Here is a 10,531-nt window from a genome sequence, read left to right on the forward strand (position 1 = left end):
GCTTCTTCAATCTCTTTTATCTGTGTCAATCTGCCTGCCCGGTGAAATAGACGAAGTCTCAGCGCAGTTTATCCCGTGAAACAGTCCCTTGGGACTCCCCAAAGGGGGTTTCACTGGGTGTGATCTGCCTGCCCCGTAAAATTTCTTCCCATTTTACTGGGGTGGGCTAAAAAGCTCTTTTCTTTATTGGGTTGCGGGCAAAGTCCGCCTTAGTAAATACAGCTACATTGGAAAAAGCAAAAGGCAGTACAGATTCCATGATAGTCGCTTTAAGCATCCGCCAGCCATGGACAGAACTCATTCTTTCCGGTCACAAGACCATAGAAGTCAGGTCATGGCCCACAAAATATCGTGGAGAACTGTGGCTTCATGCTGGAAAGAAAACTGATATAAATGCCCTCGCAAGATTTAATTTTTCAGGCAAAAATATCAGCATAGGTGCAATTTTGGGAAAATGTGAGCTGATTGACTGTGTGGAATTCAATGATCTTACATGGGAACATTGGCGGACAGAACACCTGAATGAAGGAATTCTTACGAACAAAAGATTTGCCTGGCTTCTTAGAAATCCGGTCAGGGTAACTCCGCAACCTATGAAGGGGAAACTGGGGTTGATGCGTATACAGGATCATGCAGGACAGGAGAGACTATGAGTCGTCGCATTGAAATGAGCCCTGGAGTTCTCATAAAAGAGCAGGTTAAGCAACTCTTTAATAAAGAATTTATAACCTGTCGAAACTTTAACATGCCGGATATTGGAACCTCTGCGTTTGATCTCCGACTGGGCAGGTCCGCGTGGCAGCTTGCCGAAGGGCAACGGCCCTCCACTCGGGAACTGGAAAAGCTAAAAGCCTGATCTACTGAAATCAAACCAGAAAATGATTCTGATGGAGAATTTTTTCACTTTAAAAAGGAAGAGATTTATCTTGTCGAACTTGATTGTTCGCTTTATCTGCCGGAGAATATAAACGGGCGGGCAACCGGCAGAAGCAGTATAGGCAGGTTGGATGTGATCACCCGACTACTTACTGATAGAAGCACTGAATATGATATTGTTGAATCAGGTTATGAAGGTCCCCTTTATCTGCTTGTTTTGCCGCAAACTTTTTCTCTAATCGCCTCTCATTTAAAGACCGGGCTGATTTCAACATACGCGGTACGTCTGGCCTGTATAGCTTTTCTCATGCTTTAACTACCCGAGCGGCGAGCCTAATCCAGTAGTCTTGGCGTGCACTGCTCGCCTTGAAATATTATCGCTTTTTAACAGGGCCACTGGGGACAGGCACTTTTGCCGAACTCAAACCGAAAAATGGAAGGGTTCCCGGCAAAAGAGCCAGTCCCCTTCGAGTTCAAATAAAGTGTCGCTGTAGTGTTAAAGATGATGTATGCAGAGGGTGTCGGGATCCAGGGTGTTCCGGGCCATGTGCAGAAGGTGGTGGTGGTGGGTGAAGAAAAGGACCTGGGTCTGTGAGGCCAGCAGGGCCAGTTCCTGAAGGGTCCTTTCTGAGCGGTCATCGTCAAAGTGCACCAGGATGTCATCCACAATAAAAGGAAAAGGAGGGTTTTCGCGCAGGTAGTGCTTTATCCCCCCCAGGCGCAGGGCCAGAAAAAGCTGGTCCCGTGTGCCGTCGCTCATTTCATTCACACCCAGACTGGAACCGTCCGGCCTGAGGGCCTTTAAAACCGGCTCTCCCCGCTGGTCATAGTCGGCGAATATACCGTCCAGGGAGTTCAGGGTGATTTCTCTGAGGATATTTCCGGCCATGTCCAGAACCGGGCCCTGGTTGGCCTGCCTGAAACGTTCCATCTCGGAAGCAAGGATTGCTGCGGACAGGCGCAGCTGGATATACTCCTGCATCTCCTGCTCCAGCTCAGAGGTCTGTTCCTGCATTTCCTGGCGGATATCCGCGGCCCTGGAGGTGCCGTCCAGCTCCTGGAGGTCCTTTTCCAGGGCAGCACGGTTACTTATAGTCTCTTCGCGCTGCTGTTCCAGCTGCTCTTTTTCCCGGTCCAGTTCCCTGGACAGGGACTGGAGCTTGTGCGTGTCCCAGGCAGAGGCGTCTAGTATGAATTTTTCCAGGTCCATGCCTCCGGCCAGTTCCTGGAGCTGTTCTTCCAGTTGCTTTAGTTCCTTGCGAAGCTCCTGCTTTATCCCGGCCTTTTCCTCGAGACCGGGCAGTTCAGCCATGGCAAAGGCCCCTGCTTCCCGGCAAAGCTGGTTCAGTTCCTGCTGCAGGGACTTGATTTTTGTCTGGGCCTGGCCTGCCTTTTTTGATGCCTTGCGGCGTTCCTGCTGCAGGTGTTTCTGCCTGGAGAGCTTTGCCTGTTCCTGTTCCAGTTCCCTGGACAGGGCTGCAAGGACTTCCAGAGCGGGAGTCTGTCCGGGGTCCCGGCCCAGTTTGCAGGTGAGCTCCTGGACCGCGGTGTTAAAGTCCCCGGTTTTCTGCAACAGCCCGGACTTTCTCTGCTGCAGGGTCTCTATCCTGCTGCAGGCGGTGAATAGTTCCTGTCGAAGCTGGATTTCCTCCTGCACGTTGCCGGGGTCGCTATTGGGATCAAGCCCCAGGGGCTGCAGGACACTGGCCCACTTTTCATGCCAGAGATCCAGGTTTTCCCGGATGTCCGCGGCCTGCTGAGAGGCCTTGTGCAGGTTGTTTTCTGCGGTACGGATATTATTTTTTAAAAGGTCTGCGGAAGAGAGATCGTTCCCTGCGCGCTGGCGGATTTTGTCCAGAACCCGGCCCAGGCCTGCCGGGTCCAGACCCTGGGGTGAAGGGTGACCGACACTTTCAACGGTCATTATGCCCTGTTTAATAAGCTCCTGGTATTCACGCCCGGCCTGTTCCAGTTCCTTCTGACGTTCCTGCATGTCCCGGACAAGTCTGATCAGTTCCTGTACCTTGTAAAGCCAGGCCTGCATCTCCCCGGGGGACAGGGGCTCAATGCCGGTACCGCTCCATAGTGCTTTCCATTCCAGACCGGCCTGGTCATACTCCTCCAGGAGGAGATTCAGTTCCCGGCCTGCCTGTTCCAGCCTGCGGCCGACTTCCTGGATCTCTTTTTGCAGGGCATTAAGCCTGGCCAGGTGATGCGCCCGGTCCAGCATCAGGTCCGTGGTCTGATCCAGAACAGACATGTTCTTTTCAAAGCCCGAGGCCAGATCTTTTTCACCATACTTTTCCAGGTAGTTCTGGATCTCCTGGGGGTCCCGGATGCCCTGCAGCCAGATTTTTTTTACCAGCTGCCAGCCCAGGTCCCTGGAGGCCCTGTGGGACAGCAGGTCCTGCGGCAGGGGCATGGAATGTTCTTTTTGGAGGTCTTTCAGCTCTTCCTGCTTTTCCTGGAGATATTGCTGCAGGTCCTGGTATTTTTTGCGGCAGGAATCCAGTGCCTGCTCTTTTGTTCGAAGCAGGTTCTGCATCCGCTCCAGGCTCTGGGGCAGGGGCAGGGGCAACCGGGGGAGTTCAGCTGGATCGACGTGTCCAAGTCCCAGGGCTGCAGTGCTGGAAGATACCTGGTGTTGAAGCTCCTGGATCTTTTCCCTGGACTTGCGGATTTTTTCCTGCAGGTCCCGGGCCGGGGCCAAATTTCTAGAAGCCAGTTCCAGGTCCTGGATATCCGGGATGGGGGGGATTTTTTTGAGGTCCCTGCGGGCCCGGCGCAGGACAAGGGCCTGTTCCTGCATGGTTGCCCGCGCATCAAGACTTTTTTGATGCAGGGTGTTTTTTTCATTCACCAGTTCCTGGATGCGGTTCTGGTGCTTGCGGCCTGGTGCCAAACGTTCCACATCACTGCATGAGAGCCGGTTGCCAAGCAGGGCCTTTTTTTCCCGGATGGACTGCTCCAGGGTGATTTCTTCCGTCGCCAGGTCCTGTAGTTCCTGGGAGGCCTGCTGCACCAGTGCCACCCGGCCCAGCAGGGTCTTTATACGGGGTTCAAAGGAAAGCAGGTCCGTATTTACCAGCATCTCTGCAAGTTCCCGGTCCTGCTCCTTTATTTCCTCCTGCCAGGTATCCAGCTCCAGGCGGGCGTTTTCCAGGTGACTTGCGGCCTTGACCCTGCGCCGGCTGAATTCCTGGTCCAGCAGCGGAACGGACTCCAGTTCAGAGAGTTGCAACAGCAGGTCCCTGCGCCTGGCAATGCGTGGCAGGGCCTTGATGCAGCTGGAGTACCAGCCCAGGGTTTCCTGCAACTCTTTTAGCCGAAGCTCTGTCTGTTTTTTTTGCCGGCGTTTAAGGTCCAACTCGTTTTGCAGGTTACGCCAGCGTTCGGGTTTGATGGAGGCCTGGCGCAGTTCTTTGGAGAGCTGGGACAGGGAGTTCTTTTTCTTCATGATGCTGGTGGAGGAGGCCCTGGGACGGAACAGTTCGCCGGCACGACGCTGCAGATCTTTCTGGACCCGGCGCAGGTGCATTATGCCGGCAGCGGCGGAAAAAAGGGCCTGACCCAGGTGGCCTTCGGCCTGCAGGATTTCCTTGCCGCCGGTGCGCAGATTGTCGTGGCTGATGCCGAACATTCCGGAAAACATCTCCCGGCTCATTCCGGACATGAGCCTTGCCATGGCCTCCCTGGAAACAGGATTGCCCGAACCATCGATGAGGTCCTTACTGCGCTTCTTGTAGCGGGTGATTTCCCAGGTATTCCCGTTGTCCAGCTCCAGGCAGGCACCCACGGCCAGGTCTTTTCCGGGATGCAAAAACCCGTCCACGCTCTGGTGGTCAAAACCGTAAAAGAGGGTGGCCAGGGCACGCAGGGCGGTACTTTTTCCGGCCTCGTTGGATCCGTAGATCAGGTGCAGGGTGCCGCCCTGGTCCAGGTGCAGCTCCTTGTTGGAAAAATGCCCGTAGGCCTTGAGATTCAAGGTGCTGATTTTCATGGGGCAGCCTTTTTCAGGAGTTTTTGTCGGAGGTGGACATGTCCCTGGCCAGCAGCGTCATGATGATGTCCCTGGCCCGGGATACATAAGTCTGCCTGGTCCCGGGATCATTCATGTCCGGCATTTCCACGCCGGTGCCAGCCAGCTTGGCCTTAAGCTCGGTAAAGTCCAGGTCCAGGCTGTTCAGCATGGCCGGGTCCTGTTGCAGTTCCTGCATGTAACCAGCCAGATGGGCCAGGGCTGTACCGGATGACTTGAGTTCATCCCAGTCCAGGGCCGGGGTGCACTGGTTGAGTATTTTCTCCACCCAGATGGACTGTCCTGAAATGTCTGTGGCCAGGTTGCGGATTTCGGCCTGCAGCCCGGGAAAGTCATGCATGATTTCGGAGCAGGCTGCAGAAGCTCCGGTTAAGATAATGCGCACAGCCATGAGCCTTTCCTGGTCCAGGTTTGTAGAAATGTTTTCAAGCTCCCGGCTGACCAGATCCAGTACCTCGCCCTGGGTGTGCTGTCCGGAGATATCCAGTTCCATGGTCTGCCAGCGCAGGACGTCCAGTTCCAGTCTCTGGATGCTTATTTCTCCGGAGGCGTCCAGGTCCACCCGCATGCACCCATTGTCCATGGGTTCACGGATATGGCGGCCCTGGATGCAGCCGCTGAAGATGACCGGGGGGTCGCGGTGGATGACTTCGTGGCGGTGCATGTGGCCCAGGGCCCAGTAATGGTAGCCCTTGGCCAGGAGGTGGCTCAGATCGCAAGGGGCGTAGCCGCTTTTACCCGGTGTACCGTAAAGGGAGGTATGCAGCATGCCTATGTTGAACATGCCCGGAACAGGCTCGGGATAACCCAGGGCCAGGTTTTCCAGCACTGCTTCCCGGTCATAGCTCTGGCCGTGGACAGCGATTCCCAGGTCCTCCAGCTCCCAGGTGTCTGGCCTGGCTGCAGGAAAGGTGTAGACGTTGTCCGGCAGGCGCAGGGCCCTGGTCATCCTGTTTTGTGCGTCATGGTTGCCCCGGATAAAGGCCACCCTGGTCCCGACCTCCCTAAGCCTGCTCATCTGGGCTGAGAAGTGCAGGGGTGTCTGAAAGTCAGGGCAGTCTCCGTCGTAAAGGTCGCCGGCAATGAGCAGAAGCGGGATGCGGTGTTCAAGAATGTAGTCCACCAGATTGGCCAGGGCCTTGCGGGTGGCCTGGCGGATTTCTTGGGCCGGGGCCCCCTCGTAGCGGCTCAGGCCGTACAGGGGGCTGTCCAGGTGTATGTCTGCGGCATGGATGAATGTGGTCATACTTTTTGCAGGTGCAGGGTTCAGGAGTCAGTGGTAGTCAGTAGTCGGTAAAACAAATAGTTTAGTGATCAGGGTTTACCACACACAGTTCCATTGAGAGTTTTGCAGTTGCATCATGATAACACCTCTTTACTCGGCAGGGGGGAGGCCCGGTCATGAATTCTACGTAGCCCGGAAGGCTACTGGAGCGCGCTTGAAATTTCAAGATATCTGGAGGCAGAAACTGGATCCCTCAGGCCTATGTATAAATTTCCATGTTACTGTATAAAAATCATTCCTGGAAAATGGTGACTTCTCCGGGCTTTTCGGCGATGTCTTTGACCAGTCTGGCGGCCAGCTTTTCTTTTGTTGCGATGCGGCTCTGATAGGTTGAAAGGACCCGTTTCAGAAAAACATCCCCGGTATCGGTGTAGAGTAGTATCTTCCTGGAATCCGTACCCCCGAGGTCGCTGTTTACTATTTTGATATTTTCCACGTCCAAAAATTCCAGTACAAACTGGGAAATCTTGTCTCCAACCCCGTTTTCTCTGGAAATTCCGGCCAGCATGTGTGCGCCTCCGAAAACCTTGGCCTGCAGTCTTTTTCGATCCGCCCCCAGGTTCATCATCCTGTTGATGAGCAGTTCCATGGCATTTACCCCGTAACGGGCGGATACGTCAAACCTGGCTAGATCCGCTTTGCCTGGAAGGAGAATGTGGTTCATTCCCCCAATGAGATTGCGGGGATCAAACAGACAAACCGCCACACAGGACCCGAGTACGGTTTGAATGATTGTAGGATTCGCGCTGGCATGATATTCGCCGATATGAATGTTTACTTTTTTTCTCATGTTGATTTGATGGTCAAAAGTTCACTGGCAACATCTTGTGTTTACTGACAATTTTCAGGATGCTGAATGATCGGAACATTTAACCGATGGCTGAAAACAGCAGGATTGAAGATATTTCGCTGTAGGGATAATCTGTTGGGTTTACAGCCCTACAACTGAACTTATCTGTGCCTCAAGGGAACTGGCTCTTCCGGCACCCACTTGAAGCTGAAAATCAGACTCCAAAGGCACACAAACACATTCAAGTGGGTGCCGGAGTGCCGTCCCTGATTTAACCAGCCACATATTTTATTCGTTGCGTTGTAGGGATAGACACCGCACGATGGGTTCAAGCTCTAAAGGTTCCACCCTGCAGGGAGGTGGAGAAGCCTGGTTGTATACAGCCAGTCCCAGGCGGTAATCCCGGTCATTAAAACTGCAGAGACCGGTGCCGAAGGGAACCGGTGAGCCTGCACGATAGATATGAATTTCTGGTTGCCAATGGACCTCTATTTCGTGAAGGGGCAGGTGCAGGCCAAGTCCCGTAGCCTTCATGTAGCTTTCTTTCAGTACCCATATTTCAACCAGACCGGCCGCCTGCCTCTCCAAAGGCAGTGACAGCAGGTGCTGGAGTTCGGAGCTGGAGTAATACTTTTGAGCTACGGCAGAGATGTCCCGCTGAACTCTTTCTATGTCCACCCCCAGGGGACTGGCCCCTACAGCACAGACCACCCAGTCGCCTGAATGGGATATATTGAAATGAAACCCCGGCAGTTCCGGCAGGCAGGGCTTGCCGTTGACACCGGGAACAGTCCGGGGGGGCAGGGGGTGTCTGGGTGCATGAATTTTCAGAGCATAAGACAAAAGCAGGCCGGCACCGATGCATCTGGAGCGGTCCCGGAGCTGCCGGTAGCGTAAAGCTGCGGCTGCACGCTTAAAACTCAAAAAGGTATACCAGCTTGTATCATCCGGGTCCATGAGCCGGATATCCAGGGCATAGACTGTTGTTATTTGTGTCATTTTGATATGGGCTTGCAAGTAACTCGAACGACATGAACAATAAATTCAGGTAGTTATGACTTTAAAATGTTGAACAATTTTATGGAGCTGGACAGTCAAAAGTTCTCAAACAATACTCTGGTTTGATAGCACTACAGCGACACTTTAATTAAACTCGTAGGGGAAAAGCAGGGGACAGGTACTTTGGGACCACTTGAGCATCATTTTGTGCTAAAAAAAGACTCATTTTTTGGGACAAGCGGGTCCCGGAAGAGCCGGTCCCCGGAGGAAAATCAATATGTTTCGCTGTAGTGTTAATCGGAGCTAAAAAATGCCTGAAGGTTCGGCCTTCTGCAGGTAAAGAGTTACTATTTCGATCTGATTGTACCCTTGTAAGGCTTTTCTGGCAAGTACAAAAACTACGCACAGGGCATTAACACTACAGCGAAACTTATGATTGACCTCCGGGGACTGGCTCTCCCCGCACTTATTTATAAAACCTGTCAATCATCCTTCAGAAAAAGGTTTGGGGGTGCCTGTCCCCAATTTCGACAGGTTGAAATGTTTTATAAGTTTCGCTGTAGTGCTATTTATCAACTGCTCAAAAATCCCGGCGGCAAACTGCGGCAAAAGAGCCAGTCCCCGTGCCACATGCAAAGCGCTAAACAGATACAAAATTTTAAACCGCAAAGCCGCCCCGGTTGTTTGCCCATCGGGCTTGCTCTTCGAGCAATTCAACTGGGCAGGCAAAGTATGCAAAGTTTATGAAGCGAAGGGTTTGTCATAAAATAAGTGTTACATTATGCCTGCATAATCTGGGGGTTTATCGCTCCCACGCTCTGCGGTCATTGTGGACGCTGAGCGTCCAGGGAATGTTCCCACGCAGAGCGTGGGAACAATAAGACAAATATAACACTTATATCGTGACAGATCCGAAGCAGAGGTATTGTCCAAAACCGGGACACGGTTTTGGACATGGTTGCCTTTTCATTTGTCACGCGAAACGAGTGACAAATTTATAAAATTATCCTGTCTTCCTTGGCGACCTTTGCCAGCCCTGTAAAATTCACGAAGTGAAGGCGGAGCCATTTAACTGGGGCGCCTTTGCGTGAGAATATGTTTTTGGGTTGCGGGCTTAGCCCGCGTTAGAGTTAATGTTCAGCTGAGGTGACAAAGCCCGCTTAAATTGTTCTTGATTTCGATGGGGACCTGGCATAAGTTTAACACTACAGCGAAAATTATTTATTACCTCCGGGGACTGGTTTCCCCGGGCCTGTTTTTTTCGTAAATCTTTCTCGGAACGAGTCAATGAATATAAGGGTCTGTCTGGCACTTACTTTAGCAGGGTATCTGTTTAGCACTTTTAAGGAAAGCAGGGGACAGGCACTCCGCGGGATACACTGGAGCAGTATTTTGCTCAAAACGCCTCTTTTTTTGGGACAAGCGCCGAACATATACAGTCACGACAACTGCAAAGGAATATCGAGCATATGCTACCACAGGAAATAGAACAAAAAAGCATGCAGATCATTGCCAGGGAGGCTTTGGGGCACGGTTTTAATCCCCAGGAGTGGGCGGTGGTTTCCAGAATGATTCATACCAGTGCGGACTTTGATTACCTGAAGAGTATCCGCATCCATTCCCTGGCCATTGAGTCAGGTATAAAAGCAATTAAACAGGGCAGAAGCGTTATCACGGACACCAACATGGCCCTGGCCGGTCTTCGCAAAAATGACCTGGCCGGGTTTGGTTGCCATACGCTTTGCTTTATCCAGGACCCCAGGGCGGCCCGCATGGCCAGGGAACATGAGACCACCAGGGCTGAAGCTGCCGTGGACCTGGCTCTGGATCATATGCAGGGAAGTATTTACGTGGTGGGCAATGCCCCAACTGCTTTGATGCGCCTGATAAGCCTTATACAGGAGGGGCGGGCCTCCCCGGCTTTGGTGGTGGGATTGCCGGTCGGCTTTGTCAACGCGGCCGAGTCCAAGGCCGAACTGGCAGGGATGAAAGTCCCGCATATCACCAACCATGGCCGAAAGGGAGGCTCCAACGTGGCTGCAGCCGTGGTCAACAGCCTGGTCATCATGGCCGCGTCAAATGAGACTTGAGATTGCCTGCCAGGGTGTTACCCCTTCGAAATAGCCAAGCGTTGCTGCCGGATGACCAATCATGGTTAAAATGAAAAAACGCCGCCTGCGCAGCGGATTCACCACGGGCACAGCTGCTGCGGCCGCTGCTCTGGCTGCGACCGGTCTGCTGCTGCAGGGGACATGCCCCGGGCAGGTCCGGGTGCAGCTGCTTACCGGGGATGATCTGGAAATCCCGGTGCATGCCTGCGGGATAGATTGCAAAGACTTTGCCTGGTGCTCGGTGATCAAGGATGCAGGAGATGACCCGGATGTGACCAACAAAGCCGAGATCGGGGCCAGGGTAAGCAGACTGGAAAACACCGATGAAATATCCATCTGCGCCGGTGAGGGAGTCGGGCACATCACCAAGCCCGGCCTGGAGCTTGCGCCGGGGGAGCCGGCCATCAATCCTGGCCCCAGGCACATGATCC

At 53.2% G+C, this 10,531-nt stretch carries 8 protein-coding genes; 4 read left to right on the plus strand and 4 right to left on the minus strand.

Features of this window, described 5'->3' with window-relative positions:
* Positions 1-227: 227 nt before the first annotated feature.
* Together QZP87_RS14615 and QZP87_RS15655 are read left to right on the plus strand one after the other, a co-directional pair.
* Complete coding sequence (locus tag QZP87_RS14615; RefSeq protein ID WP_291323661.1) at positions 228-653, plus strand: ASCH domain-containing protein; 426 nt, start codon at positions 228-230, stop codon at positions 651-653.
* 266 nt (positions 654-919) lie between these two features.
* Positions 920-1,192 (plus strand): 2'-deoxycytidine 5'-triphosphate deaminase, encoded by a 273-nt coding sequence (locus QZP87_RS15655; RefSeq protein ID WP_363331029.1) that lies wholly within the window; start codon positions 920-922, stop codon positions 1,190-1,192.
* Positions 1,193-1,372: 180 nt separating this feature from the next.
* Here the strand turns inward: QZP87_RS15655 and QZP87_RS14620 are convergent, their stop codons facing one another.
* From QZP87_RS14620 to QZP87_RS14635, 4 genes are all read right to left on the minus strand, one after another.
* A complete protein-coding gene (locus tag QZP87_RS14620) occupies positions 1,373-4,876 on the minus strand; it encodes a YhaN family protein (protein ID WP_291323662.1) in 3,504 nt (1,167 codons plus the stop codon).
* A gap of 13 nt (positions 4,877-4,889) precedes the next feature.
* Positions 4,890-6,161 carry a DNA repair exonuclease gene (locus tag QZP87_RS14625; RefSeq protein ID WP_291323663.1) on the minus strand — a complete coding sequence of 424 codons (1,272 nt, stop codon included), beginning with the start codon at positions 6,159-6,161 and terminating at the stop codon, positions 4,890-4,892.
* Between the two features lie 271 nt (positions 6,162-6,432).
* Positions 6,433-6,990: a chemotaxis protein CheD gene (locus QZP87_RS14630; protein ID WP_291323664.1), complete on the minus strand. Its 558-nt coding sequence runs from the start codon at positions 6,988-6,990 to the stop codon at positions 6,433-6,435.
* A gap of 288 nt (positions 6,991-7,278) precedes the next feature.
* Positions 7,279-7,989 (minus strand): 4'-phosphopantetheinyl transferase superfamily protein, encoded by a 711-nt coding sequence (locus QZP87_RS14635; RefSeq protein WP_291323665.1) that lies wholly within the window; start codon positions 7,987-7,989, stop codon positions 7,279-7,281.
* Positions 7,990-9,458: 1,469 nt separating this feature from the next.
* Here QZP87_RS14635 and QZP87_RS14640 point away from each other — a divergent pair.
* Entirely contained in the window at positions 9,459-10,079 is a 621-nt protein-coding gene (locus tag QZP87_RS14640; RefSeq protein ID WP_291323666.1) for a precorrin-8X methylmutase, read from the plus strand.
* A 61-nt stretch (positions 10,080-10,140) separates the two neighbouring features.
* A partial coding sequence (locus QZP87_RS14645; RefSeq protein WP_291323667.1) for a cobalt-precorrin-5B (C(1))-methyltransferase occupies positions 10,141-10,531 on the plus strand: 391 nt, incomplete at its 3' end.

This window comes from Desulfonatronospira sp. (assembly GCA_003563255.1).
Lineage (GTDB): Bacteria > Desulfobacterota > Desulfovibrionia > Desulfovibrionales > Desulfonatronovibrionaceae > Desulfonatronospira.

What these genes read in the sequence shown, in the direction of transcription:
- QZP87_RS14620 (WP_291323662.1), bottom strand. Translation starts at nt 4,876, where the DNA reads ATGAAAATCAGCACCTTGAATCTCAAGGCCTACGGGCATTTTTCCAAC.
- QZP87_RS14625 (WP_291323663.1), bottom strand. Translation starts at nt 6,161, where the DNA reads ATGACCACATTCATCCATGCCGCAGACATACACCTGGACAGCCCCCTG.
- QZP87_RS14630 (WP_291323664.1), bottom strand. Translation starts at nt 6,990, where the DNA reads ATGAGAAAAAAAGTAAACATTCATATCGGCGAATATCATGCCAGCGCG.
- QZP87_RS14635 (WP_291323665.1), bottom strand. Translation starts at nt 7,989, where the DNA reads ATGACACAAATAACAACAGTCTATGCCCTGGATATCCGGCTCATGGAC.
- QZP87_RS14640 (WP_291323666.1), top strand. Translation starts at nt 9,459, where the DNA reads ATGCTACCACAGGAAATAGAACAAAAAAGCATGCAGATCATTGCCAGG.